The sequence below is a fragment of the Levilactobacillus bambusae genome, assembly GCF_003124125.1.
In the GTDB taxonomy this organism is placed as follows: Bacteria; Bacillota; Bacilli; order Lactobacillales; family Lactobacillaceae; genus Levilactobacillus; species Levilactobacillus bambusae.
The window spans coordinates 292895-315915 of the sequence record NZ_QCXQ01000001.1 but is presented as its reverse complement, the minus strand read 5'-3'; the positions used below and the strand labels follow the sequence as shown (position 1 = coordinate 315915).

The 23021-nt window shown below is 47.7% G+C and carries 24 protein-coding genes; 18 read left to right on the top strand and 6 right to left on the bottom strand.

The window, feature by feature from the left end:
• Positions 1–17 precede the first annotated feature (17 nt).
• The 12 genes from ftsY to rplS all read left to right on the top strand — a co-directional run bounded on the left by ftsY (position 18) and on the right by rplS (position 9203).
• Positions 18–1454 (top strand): signal recognition particle-docking protein FtsY, encoded by a 1437-nt coding sequence (gene ftsY / locus DCM90_RS01640; RefSeq protein WP_109249616.1) that lies wholly within the window; start codon positions 18–20, stop codon positions 1452–1454.
• Positions 1455–1609: 155 nt separating this feature from the next.
• Positions 1610–1951, top strand: a complete 342-nt coding sequence (locus tag DCM90_RS01635) for a putative DNA-binding protein (RefSeq protein ID WP_109249615.1) — start codon at positions 1610–1612, stop codon at positions 1949–1951.
• A 31-nt stretch (positions 1952–1982) separates the two neighbouring features.
• Positions 1983–3434 carry a signal recognition particle protein gene (gene ffh / locus DCM90_RS01630; protein WP_109249614.1) on the top strand — a complete coding sequence of 484 codons (1452 nt, stop codon included), beginning with the start codon at positions 1983–1985 and terminating at the stop codon, positions 3432–3434.
• A 67-nt stretch (positions 3435–3501) separates the two neighbouring features.
• Entirely contained in the window at positions 3502–4647 is a 1146-nt protein-coding gene (locus DCM90_RS01625; protein ID WP_109249613.1) for an ATP-binding protein, read from the top strand.
• Between the two features lie 2 nt (positions 4648–4649).
• Positions 4650–5939 (top strand): vWA domain-containing protein, encoded by a 1290-nt coding sequence (locus tag DCM90_RS01620; RefSeq protein WP_109249612.1) that lies wholly within the window; start codon positions 4650–4652, stop codon positions 5937–5939.
• On the top strand, positions 5933–6232 hold the full coding sequence (locus DCM90_RS01615; protein ID WP_109249611.1) for a hypothetical protein: 300 nt from the start codon (positions 5933–5935) through the stop codon (positions 6230–6232). Before DCM90_RS01620 ends, DCM90_RS01615 begins: the two co-directional genes overlap by 7 nt.
• Before the next feature lie 88 nt (positions 6233–6320).
• Positions 6321–6596 carry a 30S ribosomal protein S16 gene (gene rpsP, locus DCM90_RS01610; protein WP_109249610.1) on the top strand — a complete coding sequence of 92 codons (276 nt, stop codon included), beginning with the start codon at positions 6321–6323 and terminating at the stop codon, positions 6594–6596.
• Between the two features lie 13 nt (positions 6597–6609).
• Complete coding sequence (locus DCM90_RS01605) at positions 6610–6870, top strand: KH domain-containing protein (RefSeq protein WP_109249609.1); 261 nt, start codon at positions 6610–6612, stop codon at positions 6868–6870.
• Positions 6871–6931: 61 nt separating this feature from the next.
• On the top strand, positions 6932–7450 hold the full coding sequence (gene rimM, locus DCM90_RS01600; RefSeq protein WP_109249608.1) for a ribosome maturation factor RimM: 519 nt from the start codon (positions 6932–6934) through the stop codon (positions 7448–7450).
• The gene (gene trmD / locus DCM90_RS01595) at positions 7450–8196 is read left to right on the top strand and encodes a tRNA (guanosine(37)-N1)-methyltransferase TrmD (RefSeq protein WP_109249607.1); all 747 of its coding nucleotides are present in this window, start codon (positions 7450–7452) and stop codon (positions 8194–8196) included. Before rimM ends, trmD begins: the two co-directional genes overlap by 1 nt.
• A 114-nt stretch (positions 8197–8310) precedes the next feature.
• Positions 8311–8694 (top strand): DUF1093 domain-containing protein, encoded by a 384-nt coding sequence (locus DCM90_RS01590; protein ID WP_109249606.1) that lies wholly within the window; start codon positions 8311–8313, stop codon positions 8692–8694.
• Positions 8695–8840: 146 nt separating this feature from the next.
• Positions 8841–9203 (top strand): 50S ribosomal protein L19, encoded by a 363-nt coding sequence (gene rplS / locus DCM90_RS01585; RefSeq protein ID WP_109249605.1) that lies wholly within the window; start codon positions 8841–8843, stop codon positions 9201–9203.
• A 67-nt stretch (positions 9204–9270) separates the two neighbouring features.
• On the opposite strand, the gene DCM90_RS01580 is transcribed toward rplS, so the two are convergent.
• The 6 genes from DCM90_RS01580 to DCM90_RS01555 all read right to left on the bottom strand — a co-directional run bounded on the left by DCM90_RS01580 (position 9271) and on the right by DCM90_RS01555 (position 17351).
• Complete coding sequence (locus DCM90_RS01580) at positions 9271–9903, bottom strand: TetR/AcrR family transcriptional regulator (protein WP_109249604.1); 633 nt, start codon at positions 9901–9903, stop codon at positions 9271–9273.
• A gap of 10 nt (positions 9904–9913) precedes the next feature.
• Positions 9914–11524 carry an ABC transporter permease gene (locus DCM90_RS01575; protein ID WP_109249603.1) on the bottom strand — a complete coding sequence of 537 codons (1611 nt, stop codon included), beginning with the start codon at positions 11522–11524 and terminating at the stop codon, positions 9914–9916.
• On the bottom strand, positions 11517–12425 hold the full coding sequence (locus tag DCM90_RS01570; RefSeq protein WP_109249602.1) for an ABC transporter ATP-binding protein: 909 nt from the start codon (positions 12423–12425) through the stop codon (positions 11517–11519). Before DCM90_RS01570 ends, DCM90_RS01575 begins: the two co-directional genes overlap by 8 nt.
• Before the next feature lie 274 nt (positions 12426–12699).
• The gene (gene yjeM / locus DCM90_RS01565) at positions 12700–14184 is read right to left on the bottom strand and encodes a glutamate/gamma-aminobutyrate family transporter YjeM (protein WP_109249601.1); all 1485 of its coding nucleotides are present in this window, start codon (positions 14182–14184) and stop codon (positions 12700–12702) included.
• A gap of 204 nt (positions 14185–14388) precedes the next feature.
• On the bottom strand, positions 14389–15900 hold the full coding sequence (yjeM, locus tag DCM90_RS01560) for a glutamate/gamma-aminobutyrate family transporter YjeM (protein WP_109249600.1): 1512 nt from the start codon (positions 15898–15900) through the stop codon (positions 14389–14391).
• A 32-nt stretch (positions 15901–15932) separates the two neighbouring features.
• Entirely contained in the window at positions 15933–17351 is a 1419-nt protein-coding gene (locus DCM90_RS01555) for a C69 family dipeptidase (RefSeq protein WP_109249599.1), read from the bottom strand.
• A gap of 243 nt (positions 17352–17594) precedes the next feature.
• Here DCM90_RS01555 and thmT point away from each other — a divergent pair, with 243 nt between their 5' ends.
• The 6 genes from thmT (at position 17595) to DCM90_RS01525 (ending at position 23014) form a co-directional block, all read left to right on the top strand.
• Positions 17595–17783: a 2-hydroxymuconate tautomerase gene (gene thmT, locus DCM90_RS01550; protein WP_109249598.1), complete on the top strand. Its 189-nt coding sequence runs from the start codon at positions 17595–17597 to the stop codon at positions 17781–17783.
• 213 nt (positions 17784–17996) lie between these two features.
• On the top strand, positions 17997–19514 hold the full coding sequence (gene glpK, locus DCM90_RS01545) for a glycerol kinase GlpK (RefSeq protein ID WP_109249597.1): 1518 nt from the start codon (positions 17997–17999) through the stop codon (positions 19512–19514).
• 135 nt (positions 19515–19649) lie between these two features.
• A complete protein-coding gene (locus DCM90_RS01540; RefSeq protein WP_109249596.1) occupies positions 19650–21563 on the top strand; it encodes a heavy metal translocating P-type ATPase in 1914 nt (637 codons plus the stop codon).
• The gene (locus DCM90_RS01535) at positions 21564–21791 is read left to right on the top strand and encodes a heavy-metal-associated domain-containing protein (protein WP_109249595.1); all 228 of its coding nucleotides are present in this window, start codon (positions 21564–21566) and stop codon (positions 21789–21791) included.
• Between the two features lie 3 nt (positions 21792–21794).
• Positions 21795–22337 carry a ferritin family protein gene (locus DCM90_RS01530; protein ID WP_109249594.1) on the top strand — a complete coding sequence of 181 codons (543 nt, stop codon included), beginning with the start codon at positions 21795–21797 and terminating at the stop codon, positions 22335–22337.
• A gap of 14 nt (positions 22338–22351) precedes the next feature.
• On the top strand, positions 22352–23014 hold the full coding sequence (locus tag DCM90_RS01525) for a Crp/Fnr family transcriptional regulator (protein ID WP_109249593.1): 663 nt from the start codon (positions 22352–22354) through the stop codon (positions 23012–23014).
• Positions 23015–23021: the final 7 nt, after the last annotated feature.

Below are 23021 nucleotides of genomic sequence, written 5' to 3'. Positions count from 1 at the left end.
CGAAAGGACGGATTAATATGGGATTATTCGATATCTTTAAGCGGCGTTCGAAACGGGATGAGGAAGCTAACAGTGAGGAGCCCGTAACGAATAGTACAGCGGCGACGTCAGCGAGTGCGGATTCAGCGGTACCGACTGCCGGCAGCGACTCTGACGAGTCACTAACGACATCGTCAAGCGAAGCAACATCTGATCAGAAGACTGAAAGTTCAGCTGCTGGATCTGATGCCCAGCCTGCCCAACCAGAGGTGACAAGCGCCACGTCGAGTTCGGCTGCGGAGGAAGCCCAACTTGAATCGTCAGCCCCATCTGATTTTGTCGGGTCCTCCCACTCTGAATCAGAAGTGGTGACAGCAACCGATTCAGAACCGGTTGAGATTCAGGAAGCGAGCTCTGAAAGTTCCGCGGCGGTCACCGTTTCAGAAGAGCAAGCTACACTCAGTGAATCGGCCGAAGTTCAGGCACACGAGGAAGCGGTGGCGTCATCTGAGGATGGCGATGAGGACACTTCAACCGCGGAACTTTATGACCGGGGTCTTGAGAAATCTAGAACCTCGTTCGGAGATCGGCTTAACTCCTTCTTAGCTAAGTTTCGGCGCGTGGATGAGAGCTTCTTTGATGATTTAGAGGAAACGTTGATTGAAGCGGACGTCGGCTATGACGCTGCGATGAGAATTAGCGATGAGCTTCGGGATGAAGTTAAATTGAAGAACGCTAAAAATCCGAAGGAAGTTCAAAGCGTCATTGTTGAAAAATTAGTTGAAATCTATGATGAATCCGGAAACGGTGAGTCAACGGAAGTCCACTTTGCTAAGGATGGTCCGACTGTGATCCTATTTGTTGGGGTTAACGGCGTGGGAAAAACGACCACCATTGGTAAAATGGCGGCGCGCTATAAGAAGCAGGGCAAGAAAGTGCTCCTGGCAGCGGCTGATACCTTTCGGGCTGGCGCAACGGAACAGCTGGATGTTTGGGCCAAACGGGACGGGGTAGACATTGTGGTGGGGAAACCGCAAAGTGATCCTGCGGCCGTGGTGTTTGATGGGGTTAAGAAGGCTAAAGAAGAGAATTATGATATCTTATTCATCGACACGGCGGGCCGCTTGCAGAATAAGGTTAACCTGATGAATGAGCTGGAAAAGATGAAACGGATTATTACCCGTGAAATCCCAGAAGCCCCACATGAAGTTCTACTGGTACTCGATGCAACTACCGGGCAGAATGCGTTAAACCAAGCTAAAATGTTTAAGGATTCCACGGACGTCACTGGAATTGTGTTAACCAAGCTAGACGGGACGGCGCGTGGTGGAATTGTGTTGGCCATTCGCAACGAACTTCACGTGCCCGTTAAATTTGCGGGACTTGGTGAACAAGTTGGTGATTTACGGGCGTTTGACCCTAACGAATTCGTTTACGGCCTATTTAAGGGCCTCATTGATGTTGATACCCTCTAACAGGTGGAATGATTACCATTATTATTAATTGGTGGAGCTAAAATTTGAGCAGGTTTGCGCAAATTTTAACCCCACCGTTTTTTTGTCCGGTTAATTGACTAACACCCTAAATATCGGTATCCTAAGAGGGTATGCGAAACCGAGGAGGGATCAATTTGGATTTAGAAAAAAACTATCGCATTAACTCGTTGTTTGAGTTTTATCAGTCCTTGTTGACCGACAAACAAAATCACTATATGCAACTTTACTATGGTGATGATTACTCCTTAGGCGAAATAGCTGAAGAATTTAATGTGAGTCGCCAAGCCGTCTACGACAATTTGAGGCGGACGGAAAAAATTCTTGAAGAATATGAAAGCAAATTGCACCTCTACGACCAATTTACGTCCAAAAATGAGCAGGCAGATGAAATTCAATCTTACGTTAAGGGCCACTACCCGGACGATGTAGAATTAAATCGGCTCGTCGCTGGACTTGAAAATTTAGAGGCTGAATAAGTAATAGAAATCAAAGTTGGGTGGTAAAGAAATGGCGTTTGAAGGTTTAACAGAACGATTACAAAATACCATGAGGAAACTTCGGGGAAAGGGCAAAATCTCTGAAAACGACCTGCGTGAAACGATGCGTGAAATTCGGCTGGCCCTGCTAGAAGCCGACGTTAACTTTAAGGTGGTTAAGGACTTTGTCAAGAAGGTCAGTGACCGGGCCTCGGGTTCTGATGTCATGGAAGGTTTAAATCCGGCTCAGCAGATCGTGAAGATTGTTGATGAAGAATTAACCGAAATGATGGGGGAACAGGATGTTCCGTTAAATAAATCCGAACGAATTCCAACCATTATCATGATGGTTGGGCTTCAAGGGGCCGGTAAAACGACGACGGCCGGAAAGTTAGCCAACCGGTTAAAAACGGATAATAATGCTCGACCATTAATGATTGCTGCCGATGTTTATCGGCCAGCCGCCGTTGATCAATTAGTTCAAGTGGGCGAACAAATTGGGGTTCCCGTATTTGAACGCGGAACCGATATTGATCCGGTCGAGATTGTTCGGGAAGGGTTAGCCCAGGCTAAGGCGGATCATAACGACTACGTCCTAATCGATACGGCGGGCCGCTTGCAGATTGATGAGCAGTTAATGGACGAATTAGCCAACATTAAGGAATTGGCTAACCCTGATGAAATTCTGCTGACGGTTGATGCGATGACCGGTCAAAATGCGGTGGCCACTGCCGAAGGATTTAATGATAAGCTGGACGTGACCGGGATTGTATTGACTAAGTTAGACGGGGATACCCGTGGCGGGGCAGCCCTGTCCATTCGGGCGGTGACGGGAAAGCCAATTAAGTTTGTCGGTGAAGGCGAAAAAATGACGGACTTAGACGTCTTCCACCCCGACCGGATGGCGTCCCGGATTTTAGGGATGGGTGACATGCTCACCCTGATTGAAAAGACCCAGCGCGACGTTGATGAAAAACACGCGCAGGAAATGGCCCAAAAGATGCAGGAAAATACGTTTAATTTTAACGATTTTCTGGATCAACTGGAACAGATCCAAAAGATGGGGCCCCTGGATCAGATTATGAAGATGATTCCAGGAATGGCCAATAACCCGGCCTTAGCTAACGTTAATATGGATCCTAAGGATATGGAACACTTAAAGGCCATTGTCTATTCGATGACGGAACAGGAACGGATTGATTCAGACGTATTGAATCCCTCCCGGAAGCGTCGGATTGCGGCGGGTTCTGGCCGTCCCGTACAAGAAGTTAATCGAATGGTTAAACAATTTAACCAAATGAAGAAAATGATGAATCAAATTTCAAACGGAAACATGGGCGGCATGGAACAGATGATGGGTGCCATGGGTGGTGGCTCAGGTTCTGGATTAGGCGGCCGGATGCAAAAGTTGGCGATGAACCAAATGTCCCGGCGGATTAAAAAGAATAAGCGCAAGCGAATTAAAAAAAATAAGAAGCGGTAACAGCTTCCAAGGTCATGCCAAACTTCGAAGCGGCATGGCCTTTTTGGCATTTTAAGGAGGAAATGAAATGGCATTAACCTTTCCAGAAATGAAGTTAGCGGTAAACATCGTGTTGAATTCGGGAAACGTTCCGGCGATCGTGGGGGATGCCGGAATCGGAAAATCAGCGCTGGTAAGGGAAGTGGCGGCTGATCGGGGGGCCCAGCTTTTTACCACGGTCGTTAGTTTAAGCGAAAAGGGGGACCTAGCCATTCCAGTTCCGCCGCTAACGGATGCCGCGTTTATTGACACCCAAAGGTACGGGCGATTAGCGGACGTGGCTTACGGTTACTCCCACACCCTAATTGAAATTATCGAAGCGGCCGAAAGGCACCCGGATCAACCTATTATTTGGTTTTTAGATGAATTTAACCGGGGGACCCAAGCGGTTCAAAGCGAACTGATGAACTTAGTGCTGCAGCGCCAAATTAATACGTTGAAGCTGCCGGATCAGGTTCAGCTGATTTTAGCGGAAAACCCCGATGCGTCCATGACGGGATTTGAGCAAACCGCATACGGGGTTACTCCCGGGGATGCTGCCATTAATGATCGTACGGTCCGGTTGGTTCTCACGGCGGATTCAACCAGTTGGTTAACTTGGGCGGGCGATCACATTAATGGATTGGTGAAGGAATACCTCGAACAAACCCCGGGTGACTTGATGCCAACGGATCATGATGAAGACCTATATCCGACTCCCCGGGCATGGGAGCGGGTATCAGATATTTTAAATCAAACAACCGAATTAACGGTTGCCGAACAGGAAACGGTGTTACCCGATTTAATAACGGGAAATCTGGGGGTGACGGTTGGCCAAGCGTTCTATGGTTTCGTCCACACCCGGCAGCCAGGCTTAACCGTGAAACAGTTCTATACGCAGCCCGAGTCCGTGGTGCTTGCTACACTAAAAACACTCAGCCCAAGTTCGCAACAGCACGTCTTAGAACTAGCCCTGACGGATCCTGTTTGGCCGTTAACTCAAGATCAAACGGCGGCGCGGTTTCTTTTTGGCCTTCAACAGCTGCCGCTTGACGGCCAGTATGCCGTAGCACTTAAGTTAGCTGAACAACCGGATGAATTAGAAATCCTGAACCAGGCGGCTAACGATCAGCCTAGTGTGGCCAAACTTTACCAACGGTTAACTGAAATCGGGAGTCAGGGATTGGAGGCGTAAGCGTGACCGGTCTAGAACAAGCGCTAGCACACAATGATGGTAGTCAGGGTGCGGGGGACCAAATTTTGAGCCTGGCAACGGTGGAACTTTTACGTACCGATCGGTTTTACGGGGAAGTCTTAGCCCGGTTGCCTAAACAAGCGGCCACCTTAACGGCTCCGTTAGGCTTAACGAGCCAGGGACTGTTACTGGACAATCATCAGCTAAGCCAGAGCGGATGGTCAGCTGAAAACTTACTTGCCGGGTTAAAACACCTCGTTTTGCACCTCGTCTGGCGGCACCCAGAACGTTATGGGGCCAGTAGTAGTCAGCAATCGCTCATTGATGCCGCAACCGATATTGCGATTAATCAATACCTAACGGATTTACCGGCTACGGCGCTGACCCGCCAAAAATTAAGTGATCAAACCGGCCTTAAATTTTTGCCTGATCAGGATTCAAACGCCTATTTGATGCAGCTAAGGGACTGGCAGCCCACCCGGGGCAACCAAAAAGCCCAACGATCCGACCAGTCAGCATCGGCCAGCCAAACACAGTCCCAGACGGCGTCAAAAGCCCTTGATTCCATTTTGAAAAAGAGCAACCTAGATGATCATCAGAAATGGAACCAGCGTCACCAATCAAGCGACCAGGAATTGACCCAGCTCTTAAAGGCGGCGTGGCAGGCGACCCCGAAGAAAAATCGGGGCACTTTGCCGGGGCAGGTATCCAGTGAATTGAAGCGGCTTGACCCAACGCAGCCCGTTGATTGGCGCCGAATTATTCGGTTTGGTGCGGGTCAAGTTCCCGCGGGTAAGCAGGAGTCGTGGAGTCGGTTCAACCGGCGGCAACCCTACCGGATGGATTTACCGGGTCAAACCACGAAGACATTGATCAACGTTCGAGTCTACGTTGACGAATCAGGATCGATGGGCAACGAAGAAATTAGCCGAGTAATTGGTGAACTGTCCGGTCTCTTGCGGCAGTATCCGGCAAAAATTACGGTAATTCCGTTTGACACCCGGGTCCACCAGGAATTAGCGGTCACCCAAAAATTTCAGTTGCCCAAGCACCGGGTTGGCGGAGGCGGCACTCGGTTTCAATCTGTCTTCGACGACTTACATCACCACCAGGCTAACCGGGCGAATACCCTAGCCGTGATCCTAACGGATGGCTACGGAGAGTCAGAGGTTAAAACCTATGGGATGGTCAACGTGATTTGGCTATTAACGCAGCCGATCGAAAAATTTTCGTTAAATCCTATCGTTGGCCGTGTGGTCGAATTACCAAAGGAGGATGTTGAAAAATGGTAGAGAGATTATCCGCCGCTGATTTGCGGTCCCTGATTGAACAGGATTACCGGCTAAAACGGGCCATCGGAATTTTACGGGGCAGCTTTGCGGATCAAGCGGGATCGGAAGCCTTCCAGGTTCCCCAAATAACGGTGGCAGATTTGGCCTACGCCAAGCGGTTGAAGCAGAACTTACCGGATTTGTCGACCCAAATTGAGTTTGATGAGTATGAGTCGGTGCAGGCCTACATTCAGCGGCAACAATCGTGGTTAACGGGTCAAGATATTGCCTGGTTGCGGGCACCGTTTGAATAAATTTCGGGTGTAAAGAAAAATCTCTTTACATCTTCACGAATTACTGGTATATTATTATTCGTTGAAAGAAATACAGGAGGTGTTTTGCATGTCAGTCAAGATTCGTTTGAAGCGGATGGGTTCTAAGAAGCGCCCATTCTACCGTATCGTGGTTGCCGACTCACGGAGTCCTCGTGATGGTCGTTTTATCGAAGAAGTCGGTACTTATAACCCATTAACCAACCCAGCAACTGTTACCCTTGAAAACGACGTTATCATGAGCTGGTTGAACAATGGTGCGCAACCTTCAGATACTGTTAAGAACTTGCTTTCTGATGCTGGTATCATGAAGCAGTACCATGAAGCTAAGTACGCCAAAAAGTAAAGCGTGATCACTGATGATTGATTTTAAAGCACTCATCAAAGCTATCGTTGAGCCATTAGTATCACATCCCGAAGCGATTGACATTGACCAGACTGAAACGGATCGGTTTTATGAATATCATTTAACCGTTGATCCGGCTGATGTGGGGCGTGTCATCGGTAAACAGGGGCACGTGGCTCAGGCCATTCGGACGGTTGTTTATAGCAGCCGGGTGGATGGTAACAAGCGGGTTCGACTCATTATTAATGATGGACCGGCAAAGACTCTCGAGTGAGACAGTGATGTTTCACACGGGAGTCTTTTTATTAGCCAAATTAATTTGGGAGGTTATGACGATGAAGTACTATACGGTTGGCAAGATAGTGAATACCCATGGCATCCGTGGGGAGCTAAAGGTGGTTCCATCAACGGATTTTCCAAAGGAACGATTCAAAAAGGGCAGCCTGTTATACGCGTTTAAAGAAGAAACTGCACAGTCCGTTGGCTTAATGGTGGAAAGTGCTCGGGAACACAAGGGAACCATTCTCGTTAAGTTTGCCGATTTGCCATCCATTAACGACGTTGAAAAGTATAAGGGTTGGACCCTCAAGGTCGCTGAGGCTGACCTGAATGCAAATGAACTTGAAGACGGTGAGTACTACTACCACCAGATTATTGGCTTATCCGTGAAGACGGTGGCCGGCGAAGAAATTGGCCGGATTAAGGAAATCCTTTCACCCGGAGCCAATGACGTATGGGTGGTCAGTCGGCCAGGTGAATCTGACCTGCTGTTACCCGTCATTAAACAGGTAGTTAAGCAGGTTGACTTACCCCAAAAACAGGTTGTGGTTGAATTAATGGAGGGGTTGGATTGATGCGGATTGATATCTTAAGTCTGTTTCCCGATATGTTTACCGGACCCATGAACGATTCCATTATGGGCAAGGCCATTGAGCATGATAAACTTACCGTGCATGTCACCGATTTCCGGGATTATACAACGGACAAACACCATAAAGTGGACGATTATCCCTTTGGTGGCGGTGCGGGAATGCTACTTCAACCCCAACCAATCTTTGACGCAATGGCTGACGTTCAAGAACGGGCGGCAGCTGATGGGGTTGACCGGGGCCGGGTAATCTTAATGGATCCCGCTGGGCAACGGTTTAACCAGTCGATGGCCGAAGAATTTGCGGGGGAAGACCACCTAACCTTTTTGTGCGGCCATTACGAAGGCTACGACGAACGAATTCGATCGCTAATTACGGACGAGGTGTCTCTGGGTGACTTTGTGTTAACGGGTGGTGAGCTACCCGCAATGGTCATGATTGATGCAACGGTTCGGTTATTACCAGGGGTGTTAGGCAACGCCGAAAGCGCACCAGGAGATTCGTTTTCAAGCGGGCTCTTAGAGTACCCTCAATATACCCGCCCCGCTGACTTCCGGGGGATGAAGGTTCCAGACGTCTTAACCAGTGGCAATCACCAAAAAATTGATGAATGGCGCCAAAAAGAGGCCTTACGGCGCACCTACTTGCGACGTCCGGATTTGATTGACCATTCGAAATTAACGGACTTACAAAAACGGTTATTGGCCGACGTTCGGATTGAAGAGGAATAATTAATATATTTCTAAAATGTTTAAGGACTCAATAAATGCTTGGTTGCTTGGTCTTTTTTTCAGTGGTAGCGTGCTATAATACAGCAATCGTTTACCAAGGGGAGGAATCAAGCGATGAAAAAAATTATTTTAGTGAGTGTCGGGGTTGTCGTCATTTTATTAGGGGTTTTAGGGACCAAATACTATCAAAATACCTATCAAACCCAAACGGCCTACGCCGTGGTTCCAAAACAAGTTCCAGTCCGAACGCAAACCAAGGATGATAGTGGTAAGGCAGTCGCAGACTCCAAGTCATACCAGTACCAACTACAGTTTGTAAAGGCCAACGGTCAAAAAGTAACGATGGATTATGAGCTCATGGGCAAGACGCCTAAGCCGCTTAAACCCAACGCTGTGATTCAAGCTAAGATTTCAAAAAGCCGGGTTGCTACTCAGCCCACCTATACGTCGGTGACACAGTTACCATCCAACGTTAAGGAATCGTTGAAACTTAGCTAGTCGGTACGAATGTCAAGAAAAAAAGCTTGTCAGTCTTTACACTGAGGTTAAAGGTATGCTACACTAGTTATTGGCTGAAATCAGCCGGATAAACAACATTCCGCTGTCGGAACCGGGGATGAATGTTGGCGAAAGGATGAAAATTCATGAGACAAAATGAATTAATTGCTAAGATTAACGCAGATCAAATTCGGACCGATATTCCTGACTTCCGGGCCGGTGACACAATTCGTGTCCACGCCAAGGTTGTTGAAGGAACTCGCGAACGGATCCAACTCTTCGAAGGGGTTGTTATTCGTCGTAAGGGTAGCGGTATTCAAGCTACCTATACTGTTCGTAAGGTAAGTAACGGGGTTGGGGTTGAACGGACCTTCCCAGTTAACTCACCACGGGTTGCTTCCATTGACGTTATTCGTCATGGTCGTGTCCGTCGGGCTAAGCTGTACTACCTCCGTGACCTTACTGGTAAGGCAGCTCGGATTCCAGAAAGCCGCCGTCCTCGTAAGTAGGCGCCGACTAAAAGGATTAAAAAAGACTTCCCTAAGCAGAGTAATCTCTGTTTTCGGGAAGTCTTTTTTAGTCTAAAAAGCCGTTTTCGATAATCAAAACGTATTGCCGAGCCTGGTTAATGATGGGTTGGAAATCAGCCATCGTAGCGTTGGGATGGTTCAACATAAAGTTATGGGTTTCTTGGCTAACCTGAAGCATAATCCCGTTCATTAGGCCCATAATGGTCTGGCGGGTAACGGTTTTCTTGATCGGTAACTGATCTAAAACTGGGGTTAATAGTTGTTCAATAGTGGGAACCGTTACGCAGGTCAAGGCCGCCTTGACTTGGACCTGTAAGTCGTGTGGGGCACTCGTCATTTCGGCGTAGGCATCCAACAAAACCTTAAATTCATCCGGGTACTGAATTTGGAGCTGGATTTTATAGGCAGCTGCTCGTTCAATCATCTCGTGCAAACTATGGGCGCTGGTCCATACCTGAAAGTCGGCAACCGTTTGAATCCTATTGATGGCAAATTGCACGGTGGCTGCATAGAGATCAGCCTTATTGTGGTAATAATGAAATAATAGCCCCTTTGAAACGTGCGCCTCTTTGGCAATGACTTCCGTTTTGGCATCGTGAAATTTAACCTGTGCGAATTGGTGAAGGGCGCTCAATAACATTTGGGTTTGTTTTTTCGGGTCAATTTTTTCGCGGGTCATATCGGCCTCCTTAATTTTCGATGAGGTCGCGGTGACAGTAGGCCAGACCTCCGATCAGAAAGGCCGCTCCAGCAATTAGCAAGAGAACTAAAAGAGTGGCTATCTGGGGTTCCTTGACGGGCACCTCGTTAATCCAACCATACGGAGTCAACCGTTTGGCCCAGGTCGGTAAGTCTAAGAGGCGGCCTAAATACAGGGAAATGAATCCGTAGGCTGGGATTAACCAGCTTATCCATTGCCACCGGGGAAGTAGCCCGACAAGGAGGGCGCTCAACCCCAAGGTCGTATAAATCGGTGGCAGGTAGGCAATCACAGCCCATATAAAGTCATGTTGGTGGATGGGATGCGCCAGTACCATGAGATTTGCGGTATCGAGCCCAAGGAGAGCACCCACTAAAACGAAGGTTCCAATTAAAAGGCTCATGAATACGGCGGAGAGGTAAAACCGGCGCCGCGGAGTTGCCGTCGCGTGTAAGAGTTCTAATTGTCCCTTAGCTTCGTCTGTGTTTAGACGGAGGAGAACCTGAAGGGCTGGAATCGTGGCTAAGGTGGCAAAGACAATCATTAACAGGGCGATAAATTGTAAAATTAACGTTTGATTGGCAGCCGAAACCGCAGCGTGACCCATAATTTTTGCTAATTCTGGGTTGGATTTAAAGAGGTTGCCAATGGAGTTAAAAATGGAGCCATAGGCCATCCCCAGGATAAATAACCCAATGAGCCAGGCGGCCGAACTAAACTTGGTGAGCCGCCACAGTAAGGAAAATGGTCCCCGAAGAAATGGCGAAGCAGTTGCCCGACCTAGGTGGGGATTAATAAAACCGGCACCCAAATCTCGTTGACCAACCAGAAGGACGGCTAGAATCAAACAGATGAGGCCAATCCCGAGGGTTACCCAAACTGGTCCAAAATAGTTATGGTGGTAGGGCGAAAGCTTTTCTAACCAGCCAAGTGGGGTATAAAGGGACAGTTTAGGTGCCTTAATATCCGTTAACATACGAACAAGATAGCTGATTCCTAGTACCAGGTAACTTAAACCGGTAACGGTTTTCGGGGATTCGCTGAATTGTGCCAGGACGAGTACCAGCGTCCCGAACGCCCAACCAAATCCCGCGAGGCTGAAACTCATGAGTAAATTACCTTGGCGAGTCATCCCATGCATGCCGGAAGCTTGTAAGCTGACGAAGAGGAGTCCCCCTAAGGTAATCGCAATAATCAGCAATTCTAGGGCGGCCGCTAGGAGGGGACTGACCCTGCTAACGGAACGGGAACGGATTAATTCCAGTTCGCCATTACTTTCTTCCTGCCGGCTATTTCGAACGGCAAAGAAAATCATCATCATGGCAACAAAAAGCCCCAGAAAGACCATCATTTCGTTAGCAAAAATGTCGGCCGTCGTAAAGGGACTGTGCCCAGAGAACCGGCCAAGGATTGCAGTCATGGCGGGCATTTTTAATACCTTCACGATACTAGTAATGCTGGCCGAATCACCGTATAAACCGTTAAATTTACCAGCCGCGGCGCCGGTCAGTCCCACGATCATGAGTAACCACAAAATGATGAGTTGCCAATCATGGCGAAGATTAAAACGGGTTAACCGCCAAGTCTGTCGATCATGCATGTTGATCATCTCCCGGGTTGTCGTAGTAGTGAAGGAAAAGGTCTTCAAGGGTTGGGGGAGTACTTTCAAGGGTGACAATTTGATGATTGGCCAGTTGGTCCATAACGGTCCCTAAGTGATTAGTGGCCACGGTAAAGGTAGCCTGAGTATCATGTCCGCTTAATTTGAGGTTTGAAACGGGTTGGTTAGCCAGGTCCGTGAGTGGCTGAACCGTTTGAACCTGGACCTTAGTTGAGGTTAACTGCCGTAAATCAGCCAGCGTTCCCGTTTTAATAATCCGGCCCGCCTTAATGACCCCCACGTGGTCACACGCGCGTTCCACTTCGGATAAAATGTGGCTTGATAGCAGGACGGTTTTACCCTGCTGCTTTAGGTGAAGTAAATTTTGTTGGAATACCTCTTCGTTTAAGGGGTCTAGCCCCGATGTCGGCTCATCAAAAATGTAGAGGGCAACGTCCAGCGAAAAGGCAGCAATTAAAGCGACTTTTTGGCGGTTCCCCTTCGAATAGGTACGAGCTTTCTTTCTGGGATCTAAGTTAAACTGTTTAATCAGGTCGTCCGTTCGGGCTGAATGACTTTGATGATTAAGGCGTAACAAGAAGTCAATGATTTCACCGCCGGTTAGATTAGGCCATAAGAAGACGTCTCCCGGAACGTAGGCGACCTGCTTATGGATGGCAACGTCGTCGCGCCAAACGTTCTTTTTAAAAACGGTGGCTGTTCCACCAGATGCCCGTAGCATCCCAAGCAGGATTCGAATCGTCGTTGATTTTCCCGCTCCGTTTGGGCCAATAAACCCGAAAACTTCGCCGGGATAAAGGTCAAACGAAACGTCGCTTAAAGCTTGAGTGTGGCCAAACCGTTTCTGTAAATGTTGAATTGAAACAACCGGATCTGTCAATGACAAGACCTCCTTTAGTAATTAACGTGAGTATAGCAATCGTTGACTGACCGGTCAACGACTATCGGGTCAACTAAAAACGTGGTCTCGGCCGTGTGAGTAGTGACATTATGGCGAAGGTCAGCCATCGGGTCAATGAAAGTGCAGACGGTAAAATAGGGAATAGGTCGACCACACTAAAATAAGGGAGACGCCCAAATCCGACAAAAATCGAATTTGGGCGTCTCCCTTATTGGTATAGAAACGTCATACGTTCCAGTCTTTGAAACTATTATTACCCTCGGCGGCGTTCGGACCAGTTATAGAAGATCCAAGCAACTGCCCCGAAGAAGACGGGCCCAATGACGGTCCAAAAGGCAGTCTTCCAATCGCCAACCAGGACGGGTTGAAGAATGGTAAACCCAATTCCTAAAATCAGAATGGTCATGACGATCGCGACAATTGAGTTGGTTAAGCCACGGGTTTTGTAGAAAACAAACGGCCGTTCCAAATCTTGCCGCCGTTTAAAGAACGGAAAGGCACCCACTAAGAATAAGTAGGGAGTGGAAGTGGAGATGTTTCCCATATCCGTCAAGATCTGGTAAAATCCTTGGGCGTTAGATCCCCCGAAGGAGATAAAGAAGATGATGATAACAACAACGACGGCTTGGAGCCACATTGCGTATGCGGGTACCCCGTTCTTATTGATGGTGGTCATTTTCTTCGGCCAGAGTTTCGGATCGGTTCCTAAGATGAAGGATTTCAGCGGTGAGTAAGTCAGAACGAAGAACGAACCGGTGTAAGCGAGAAACATACTTAAACCAGTAAACCGGGCAATCCATTGACCCATGGAAACGGCTACTGCAGTGGAAAGACCCATGCTTCGCCCAACCTCAAAGCCTAGGTTATTCATCAGGACGTAGGTGATGTTTCCGAGGTTGACGGTGTGGCCTCCCAAAACCTGATGCCAATTGGTGCTGACCCCCCAAAAGAAGATGGAAACGGAGTAGAGCACCGTGATCACCCCGGTAGCGATTAACATTCCCAGCGGAAAATCACGGGCCGGGTTCTTCATGGAGTCAATGACGCCCCCCATGGATTCCATCCCGGCGTAGGCAAAAATGGCGTAAACCACGAAGGAAATCACGGCAATTGGTGATTGGAAGCCGGGATTTGGCGATTGAATAAAGCTGTTAAGGCCATTGATTGGTTGCTGAAGCGCCCCGTGGTTAAGAACCAGTAGGAGGAGACTTGAGAGCCAAAAGATAATCGTTAGGGCCATCACAAACGTTCCGCCGACGGAGGTAACCCGTTTGATAGAATCCACCCCACGTGTGACGGAGAAGGTCACCAGAATGATCCAGAGAATGGCTAAAATCCCAATGGTTTGGGTGGAATTTAGACCAAACAAGCTCCAGGTTTGGGTTTTATCTGAACCAAAGATCATGGTTGAGAGTGGAATCCAAACCTTTGAAGAGGTTGACACCATCCAGACAATCCAAGAAGCCAACCAGATAAAGGTTCCAATGAAGGCCCATTTTTCACTGATGGACTCGGATAACCACGTGTAGATTCCTCCCTTTGCTTCCTTGAAGGTTGAGCCATACTCAGCAAACATCATGGCAACCGGAAGAAAGAAGAAGATGGCGGCAAATACGTACCAAATGATACTTGCATAACCCATTTGGTCGAACGCAATCGTCGTGTTAGCGAAGCCGTAGATCGTACTAAAGATCATGAGGACTAGGCCGGCTAACGTGATCTGTTTCTTAGTATCCATAGAAGTAACTTCTTCCCTATTAAATTTTGGTGAAACAACTGACGAAGAATCCGTCAGTTAATTAACGTTTAGAAAACGTTATTTAGAAAAAATTATACCAAGGTGTTAAGAAAGTTGCATGAGAAGGTTTTCTCATAATTTAACTTTTTCACCAAAAAAAGGAACTAAATCCGAAGATTTAGCTCCCTAAAAATGAGAAAAGATTTATTTTTCATTCACTTCTATCACAGTGTGGGCACTGTGGCGGCCCGACCACTTATAGAAGATCCAGGCAACAATTCCAAAGAAAACGGGGCCAAAGATGGTCCAAAAAGCGGTCTGGTAGTCACCCTCAAGAATTGGTTCCAGGGCGGTAAAGCCCATCCCTAAGATCAGAACTGTCATGCAGATTCCGGTGACAATATAAGTTGACGCCTTCGTTTTATAGAAGACGAAGGGACGTTCTAAGTCGGTCCGGTGTTTGAAGAACGGAAATCCACCGATTAGGAAAACGTAGGGGAAACAGGTACAGATATTGGCCATATCAGTGAGGATCAGGTAGAACGTTTGGGCGTTTGCGCCCCCAAATGAAATGAAGAAGACGAATAAGCAAACGATGATGGCCTGAATCCACATTGCGTAGGCGGGCATTCCCGCTTTATTCAGCTTGGTCATTTTCTTGGGCCAGAGGCTAGGGTTAGAGCCCATAATAAATGATTTTAACGGGGAGTAGATTAGCACGAAGAAGGAACCTAAGTAACCGAGAAACATACTTAACCCGGTAAATCGAGCTAGCCACATGCCGCATTGAATGGAAACGGCGGTGGTTAACCCTAGGCCCTTGCCCAGTTCATAACCCAAGTTATTCATTAAAACATAGGTAATGTTTCCTAGGTTAACGTTGTTTCCGCCGAGAATCTGATGCCAGTTGGTACTAATTCCCCACATAAAGATGGAAATACTGTAAAGACCCGCCATGATGAGAGACGCAATAATTACCGCCCGGGGGAAGGTTTTGCTGGGATTATCCACGCTGTCAACCACGCCCCCCATTGATTCCATCCCGGCATACGCAAAGATTGCGTATACGACAAAGGACATGACGGCAATGGGGGAGGAAAAGGCGCCGTTAGGTGATTGAACAAAACTGCTTGCCCCTTGGATGGGTTCGGCTAAGCGGCCGCCGTGAATAAACAGAATGACGAGGCTAGCTAGGATGAAGGCCGCGAAGAGAAGCATGGTAAACACGCCCCCAACGGATGCGATTCGTTTAATGGAGTCCATGCCCCGCGTTGCAAAGTAGGTAATAATCAGGAATAAAATAATTCCCAGTAACCCGACGGTCTGCGTCGATGTAAGCCCAAAAATGGACCACGTCCCCGTCTTATCGGTTCCAGAAATGGTGGTTGAAAATGGAATCCAAATTTTTGAAGCGGTTGAAACCATCCAAACGATCCAGGAAGACAACCAGATAAAGGTCCCGATAAAGGCCCATTTTTCACTGATAGAGCCCGCTAACCAGGAATAAATTCCACCCTTAGCTTCCTTGAAGGAGGCCCCGTATTCGGCCAGCATCATAGCACTTGGGAAGAAAAAAAGGAGGGCGGCTAGGACGTACCACATGATGGCCGCGTACCCCATTTGATCGTACGCAACGGTGGTGTTAGCAAACCCGAAAATGGCACTGAAAATCATGAGGATTAGGCCAACGAGGCCAATTTTTTCTTTCTTTTCCATAAATTAAAAACTTCTCTCGTATTTGATTTAGGTTAAAGATTCATATCTTGGGTATAGTTTAGCGGGCTTAAGTCGGTGGCCTTAGTGATGAGAAGCCCCGCTAAATTTTGGTAAGCTTTAAGAGCTGCCAGTGCGCCAGCGGCCGATTCCGCCGTTAAAAAGTCGGCTAATTCAGTTCCGTGCAGGTGCTTAGCCACCTCATCGACGTGCTTAACTTCCTGCTTAAAGGCAATTCGCAGTTCTTTTTGAACGGCCTCTAAGTCCGGTAGGAAGGTATTGTAGTGGGCATCCACTAAGATGGAAGCGTGCTTGAAGATCCAGTAAGCTGATTTTGAATCGTAATCTTTTTGGCCTAACTGATACTCGGCGGGAGTAGTTGTGATTCCCGCAAAGAATGGGACGTAGGTACTTTCAGCGGCGACCCCCATCGCTAGCCAATGAATTCCCGCCAGTCCCGGTTCAAACTCAGGTCGGATTTGTAAGACGTGGGATTCTTGGGTCTTGGCTAAACTAACGGGCCGAAACTTCTTTTTATCAGTTTCGGAACCTGTCCCAACGGGATCATAAGGGGTTTGTTGGTAGTGGGAAGATAAGTAAAATTGTGCATCATCAACCGAAAGGAGTCGATCGGCGTAGCGGATAAACGGTAAGTTGAAGCTTTGGGGTTCCTGATCGATCTGAGGGTTAAATAACTTCTGACCGTACCAGACCCGGGGCGTATTATAGTAGAGGTCCGATGCGTCTTGGGTTCCGAAAGTATCGCGCCAGTTAAAATCAGTCGTCTGGTGACGAACGAGATGATTTTCAGTCACGAATTCCTGAAGGTGAGTGGCCCACATAAAATTATCCGAATCCTGAAAGTTAACGCGCTCGATTGCCATTTGGTTTGAAATTACGGCGTAGCCATTGTCTGGAATCCGCTGGGCAACCCAGTAGTGCCCAGCACCCGTTTCTAAGTACCACGCTTCGTCTTGGTCACTGAACAGAATCCCATTTGATTCGTTAGTCCCGTAGGTTTCAATTAACTGGCCTAATCGTTTCACCCCTTCACGAGCGGTTTTAACGTAGGGAAGAACCACGGTAACCATTGCTTCCTCGCCGATGCCATCCTTGACGAGTGGATCTGCACCGAGAACCCGGTCATTTGAGTAGGTACTTTCGGTAGCGCTCATTGCGACGCCGTATTCGTTAATTCCGTCCTCTTCAAACAGGCCGTATTGGTCGGTCCACTCTGGCGTAGCGGTATATTTGGCCGCTTCAAGCGGCAACGGCATGGTAAAGCCGTTATCCTTGGACCGGAATTCTTGAGGTTGAGTAAAGGTCCGGTGGGGATGAACCACCATGTGCTTGGGCCAGGCGGAACGTGAATCTTCATTGCGGCCGATAATGGTGGAGCCGTCAACGGTGGCGCCCTTGCCGATTAAGATGCTGGTACAGGCTGAATAGTTCATGTATATTCCTTCCTTTTTATACATAGTCTGGTGCAATTACCTGGAGACCGTAAAGTAATCCGAACCCCTGATAAAGTTATCATTAAAAAATCATTTTGCGTTAATGATATTATAATCACTTCTCGGATTTACCGCAACTATTAAAATGAATAATTGCGTATAAATATTTAAAAAATGTAAAATTGCAGTTGGTAATTGAATTGCGTATAATAAGGAATAGTTTGAATAAGCGGGGTGAAAAAAATGCCAATTGTCCACATTGATTTAATTGAGGGGCGGTCTCAAGAACAACTCAAGGCCCTTGTCAAGGACGTTACTGACGCGGTGTCTAAAGACGTTGATGCACCCAAGGAACACGTTCATGTGATTCTGAATGAAATGCAAAAGGACCGTTATGCCGTTGCTGGAATCCTGAAGAGCGACGAAAAGTAACTCGAATTTTAATAAAAAACTAAACCGTCATCATTGCCGAAAAATTAGGCTTTGATGACGGTTTGTTTGTTGTAGGGGTAGCTTTCACTACGCCGAAACGGTTATACTAGGCTTAATGAATTTTCTGGAACCATTGGTGAACCAGATTTGAGTAGAAAACGGCCTAACCGCTGCAACACGGAAGTTAGGACGAGTGAGATTGGAGCTATCCCCATGGATGATCAACAATATATGATGGCCATTGACGAAGGAACGACCAGCACAAGAGCGATCCTGTTTGATCGTGACGGGCACATTGCTGGTAAGGCACAAAAGGAATTTCACCAGTACTTTCCCCAACCCGGTTGGGTCGAACATGATGCCAATGAAATTTGGAACGCGGTGCAGTCCGTGGTTTCCGAAGTTTTAATTAATAGTGAAATCCAACCCTACAAGATTCGGGGCATTGGAATTACCAACCAACGGGAAACCACCGTAATTTGGGATAAAACGACCGGTGAACCCATTTATCACGCGGTCGTTTGGCAGTCCAAACAGACCAATGAAATTGCCAACGACCTAAAACGGCAGGGGTACGAAGACCTGATTCACGAAAAGACGGGGTTGCTAATTGATTCGTATTTCTCAGCGACCAAGATCATGTGGATTTTGGACCACGTCCCAGGTGCCAGAGAACGGGCCGAACAGGGCGACTTGCTTTTTGGAACGATTGATACTTGGATTCTATGGAAGTTAACGGGTGGCCGAGTTCACGCAACGGACTATACGAATGCCAGCCGGACGATGCTGTTTAACATCGGGGATTTAGATTGGGATCAGGATATCTTAGACCTCCTTCATATTCCGCGACAGATGCTGCCAGAAGTCAAGGAGTCGTCTTCCGTATACGGTTATACTGCGGGCTATACCTTTCTCGGGGTTCACATTCCCATTGCTGGGATTGCGGGCGACCAGCAGGCGTCTCTGTTTGGGCAAACGGCATTTAACCGGGGAGATGTTAAGAACACTTACGGGACGGGAGCCTTCATTGTGATGAATACGGGTGATCAACCGTCCTTGTCCGCCAAGGGGCTTCTTACGACGATTGCTTACGGATTAGACGGTAAGGTAACGTACGCCCTTGAAGGGTCCATCTTCGTTGCCGGCTCAGCTATTCAGTGGCTGAGGGATGGGATGCGGCTCGTTGACCATGCGGCCGATTCCGAACGAATGGCGGTGGACGCTGAAACAACGGGAAACGTTTACGTGGTACCTGCTTTCACCGGATTAGGGGCCCCTTACTGGGATCAGGATTCACGAGGGGCCGTCTTTGGGCTGACCCGGGGAACCACCCGGGAACAGTTCGTTCGGGCTACCGTAGAAAGTATTGCTTATCAAACTCGGGATGTCGTGGATACCATGCAGGCTGACACAGACCTGAAGATTCAGTCGCTCAGCGTGGATGGGGGGGCCTCGAACAATGATTTTCTGTTGCAATTCCAAGCGGACATTTTGGATACCACCATTGAACGATCGGCGATTTCGGAAACGACAGCCCTCGGGGTCGCCTACTTAGCGGGATTAGCCGTCGGATTTTGGGATAGCCAAGAGGAAATCGCTAAGCTGCATACCACCGGCAAGTCCTTTGAGGCCCAAATGTCACCCCAAAGCCGGGCCCGACACTATGCCGGCTGGCAGGCTGCGGTTGCAGCAACGCAGGCATTTCATACCCCCGCTGAAACGGATGAATAATGAATTAAAATTGAATAAAACGGTCTCAAAACGTGTATAAATTAATTTTGAGAGAATTTTAAGGACTTGACGTTGGTCAAGTCCTTTTTCATTGGGGTTCGTTATGCTAGGTCTATCTTGAAGGGAGACGATTAAATGTTACGGTGGATAACACAACATAAAACTCAGCTAATGATCAGCGGAGTATTTTTATTAGGGATTAGTTTTAGCGGATACCTTGCAGGTTGGTCACAACTGACAGCCATTTGCCTCATTGCGGCAGGAATTATTGGAGAACTCCCAATTGCCGTTTCAGCATACGAAGCATTACGAGTTCGGGTCATTAGTATTGAATTACTAGTAAGTATTGCAGTAATTGGGGCATTTATTATTGGTGAATATCACGAAGCAGCGATTGTTACCCTCCTGTTTTTGTTTGGAGGTTGGTTGGAAAAGGCCACCTTAGGGAAAACTCGTGCGGCCATTAAGGAACTGACTGAATTAGCTCCGCAGACGGCCATCCTTTTGACGGATCAAGAACAGCACGAAGTCGATATTGAGGAGGTGGAGGTTGGAGACCTCCTCTTAGTTAAGGCGGGGCAACGAGTACCGGTAGATGGTGAAATAACATCCGGAACCGGATTATTAGATCAGTCGGCGGTGACGGGAGAATCGGATCTGGTTAAACGGACTCAAGGGGATTCAGTCTTTGCGGGAACTACTCTAGATAACGGTCAACTGACCATTGTAGCTAACCGAGTTGGAGAAGAAACTACGTTTGGCAAAATCATTGAACTTGTCGAAGAGGCCCAGGACGGTCAATCTGATCAGCAGCAATTCATCGATCGCTTTGCGACCTATTACACGCCGGCCGTTCTCATTCTAGGAATTTTAGTGGGAGTGATCACGAAAAATCTTAACTTAGCTATTACTATCTTAGTATTAGGATGTCCTGGTGCATTAGTCATCGGGGTGCCAATTGCAATGGTGGCTGGAATCGGAAATGGTGCCAAAAATGGGATATTGGTTAAGGGTGGCGCGGAAATGGATCGGTTTAGACAGGTCACCACGTTTATTTTTGATAAAACGGGGACGCTCACGGAGGGACATCCTAGCGTGGTGAATGTAGACCGGTTGGTTCCCAACGCCGATGACGGCTTTAAACTGGCGGCCACCCTAGAACAAACGGCTACCCATCCGTTAGGCCAGGCACTCATCGAGGCCTTTCAACCTGTAAATCAAGAGGTCAATCAGGTAAACGTTGTTAAGGGAGCCGGAATTACTGGCGAAGTTGGCACAGAGCAGGTGGCCATAGGTAATCAAAGGTTAATGACCCAGTTGAAAATAACGGTACCACAACGTCAGATCGATTTAAGCCGGGACTGGCAAAAAAACGGGGAAACGGTCGTTTGGGTGGCTATAAACGGTCAAGTAACTGGCTTAATGGGTATCACTGACCCAATCCGGCCGGATGTTCCACAAGCTTTAGCTGCACTGCGGCGCCTTGGCGCAACTAACTTGGTCATGATGACGGGAGATAATCAAGCCACTGCAGGAGCGATTGCAAATCAACTGGGAATTGAGGAAGTCCACGCCGGGCTGCTGCCTGAGGATAAGGAACGGTTAGTCAGTCAGTATCAAGAAAGTGGCCAACACGTGGCATTTGTAGGGGATGGGATTAACGATAGTCCATCGTTAGCCCGAGCAGATGTCGGAATTGCCATTGGGAGTGGAACCGATGTTGCCATTGAAACGTCAGGTATTGTATTGATGGCAGCAAACTTTAATAGTCTCGTTCATGCTTATGGATTAAGCCAAAAAACTATGGCCAATGTAACAGAAAATATTGGCATTGCGGTCGGGACAGTCGGTTTACTGTTGGTGGGCCTGTTGATTGGAGTGGTTAACATGGCGAGTGGGATGTTTATTCATGAACTAAGTATTCTACTCGTAATTCTGAATAGTATGCGATTATTAAAATATCAAACTAAACTTGACGATTATCAAGGAAGATCACGACAACTACCCGTACAATCTAAGGTAACGGAGCTGAAAGGAAGGAAAAACTAAATGAAAAAAATAATTATGCAACTAGATGAATTAAGCTGTCCGTCTTGTCTCCAAAAAATTCAAAGAGCGGTTGAAGCTGAACCTGGGGTGGATTCTGTAAAGGTCTTGTTTAACGCTGGCAAAGTGAAGGCTAACTTTGATGAGGGTCAAACGAGTTCGGAACAACTTTTCGATGCAGTAAAAAATCAGGGTTATGAAGTCTTATCCGTTAAAGTAAGGGAGGTCTAACAGATGACATTAACAGCAAGCGACCAGTGGCAAGCAGAGCAAAGTCAGGTCGATCACGACCATCATGTTCCAACGGCAGGAGCAATGACCGGCCACGTCTTAGCCAATTTAACGATTCACAGTCAGAAATTACGTCAACTGGTCGGGAGTGTGAAAGGACTTGAGAGTCGAACCCTTTCCATGTTATTTTTAGAACAGGAACAGGCGGAACACGACTGGGTGAATCGAATTTCTCGGGTGATGAGCGATATGGGTGAAGCCATCCCAACCACCACCGCAGAATTTCAATGTTATACCATGTTAGAAGAAGATGGAGCCTTGAAGTTTGAATCCACGGCTAATCAGCTAAGTGTTGTGGTAAATGATCTGGTGACCCAAACCCTATTCGTAACCCGGGCGATTAAACTGGCTGAACGGGAAGGCCAAAGTTGTCTAGAATTAACCCTAAAGGAGCTTGACGGCTGGTTACGACATCAAATTCGGGTTTACCAGCAGATTCGGGGTCAAAGCGTTAAGGAAGCCATGGATGAAGACGATGAAGATTAAGGGAGGTTAACGTTATGGATGTCCATCACTGTGTCGGAATAGTTCCGTTGTTTGACCAATTGAATGAAACCGAACAGGCCCAAATTGATGCATTAGTCACCCACCAGTCCGTGCAAAAGGATGAGACAATTTTAGCTCCTGATCAAGAAGCCGCCCTCATTATTGTGGCCAACGGAGCGATGAAGGTGACCCAATTAACGCCAACGGGGCATGAACAATTGATATCAATCGTTCACCCCGGTGAGTATGAAGGTGAGAGTGCGCTTTTCGGGGAAATTAATGAAAACCGATTTGGGATCGCCACGACGAACACTGTGGTTTGTCGGCTAACCCAATCTGATTTTCAGCAGGTGTTACGGACTTATCCCGACCTCAACTTTAAGCTGATGAGGGTGATGGCGCATCGATTAATCCAGTTAGAACGGCAGGCCCAATTTTTAACCATGCCCAAAATTGAAGAACGGCTAGCCACATTTCTGGTTGACCTTTCGGTAAGTGAGGATTCGTTAACCTTCGACTTACCAATGAAATTAAAGGACGTCGCGACGTTTTTAGGAACGACCCCCGAAACCCTATCGCGACAACTTCGCCGGTTTGAGAGTCATCAGCTCATTAGACGGTCGGGTCGCCGTTTAACGCTGCTAGATCTTGACCAGTTAGAGGATGACTACCTCTAAATTTTTG

Coding starts and splice junctions, on each gene's coding strand:
- ftsY (WP_109249616.1), top strand. CDS start 18: ATGGGATTATTCGATATCTTTAAGCGGCGTTCGAAACGGGATGAGGAA.
- ffh (WP_109249614.1), top strand. CDS start 1,983: ATGGCGTTTGAAGGTTTAACAGAACGATTACAAAATACCATGAGGAAA.
- DCM90_RS01625 (WP_109249613.1), top strand. CDS start 3,502: ATGGCATTAACCTTTCCAGAAATGAAGTTAGCGGTAAACATCGTGTTG.
- DCM90_RS01615 (WP_109249611.1), top strand. CDS start 5,933: ATGGTAGAGAGATTATCCGCCGCTGATTTGCGGTCCCTGATTGAACAG.
- rpsP (WP_109249610.1), top strand. CDS start 6,321: ATGTCAGTCAAGATTCGTTTGAAGCGGATGGGTTCTAAGAAGCGCCCA.
- DCM90_RS01605 (WP_109249609.1), top strand. CDS start 6,610: ATGATTGATTTTAAAGCACTCATCAAAGCTATCGTTGAGCCATTAGTA.
- rimM (WP_109249608.1), top strand. CDS start 6,932: ATGAAGTACTATACGGTTGGCAAGATAGTGAATACCCATGGCATCCGT.
- trmD (WP_109249607.1), top strand. CDS start 7,450: ATGCGGATTGATATCTTAAGTCTGTTTCCCGATATGTTTACCGGACCC.
- DCM90_RS01590 (WP_109249606.1), top strand. CDS start 8,311: ATGAAAAAAATTATTTTAGTGAGTGTCGGGGTTGTCGTCATTTTATTA.
- rplS (WP_109249605.1), top strand. CDS start 8,841: ATGAGACAAAATGAATTAATTGCTAAGATTAACGCAGATCAAATTCGG.
- DCM90_RS01580 (WP_109249604.1), bottom strand. CDS start 9,903: ATGACCCGCGAAAAAATTGACCCGAAAAAACAAACCCAAATGTTATTG.
- DCM90_RS01575 (WP_109249603.1), bottom strand. CDS start 11,524: ATGCATGATCGACAGACTTGGCGGTTAACCCGTTTTAATCTTCGCCAT.
- yjeM (WP_109249601.1), bottom strand. CDS start 14,184: ATGGATACTAAGAAACAGATCACGTTAGCCGGCCTAGTCCTCATGATC.
- yjeM (WP_109249600.1), bottom strand. CDS start 15,900: ATGGAAAAGAAAGAAAAAATTGGCCTCGTTGGCCTAATCCTCATGATT.
- DCM90_RS01555 (WP_109249599.1), bottom strand. CDS start 17,351: ATGAACTATTCAGCCTGTACCAGCATCTTAATCGGCAAGGGCGCCACC.
- thmT (WP_109249598.1), top strand. CDS start 17,595: ATGCCAATTGTCCACATTGATTTAATTGAGGGGCGGTCTCAAGAACAA.
- glpK (WP_109249597.1), top strand. CDS start 17,997: ATGGATGATCAACAATATATGATGGCCATTGACGAAGGAACGACCAGC.
- DCM90_RS01540 (WP_109249596.1), top strand. CDS start 19,650: ATGTTACGGTGGATAACACAACATAAAACTCAGCTAATGATCAGCGGA.
- DCM90_RS01535 (WP_109249595.1), top strand. CDS start 21,564: ATGAAAAAAATAATTATGCAACTAGATGAATTAAGCTGTCCGTCTTGT.
- DCM90_RS01530 (WP_109249594.1), top strand. CDS start 21,795: ATGACATTAACAGCAAGCGACCAGTGGCAAGCAGAGCAAAGTCAGGTC.
- DCM90_RS01525 (WP_109249593.1), top strand. CDS start 22,352: ATGGATGTCCATCACTGTGTCGGAATAGTTCCGTTGTTTGACCAATTG.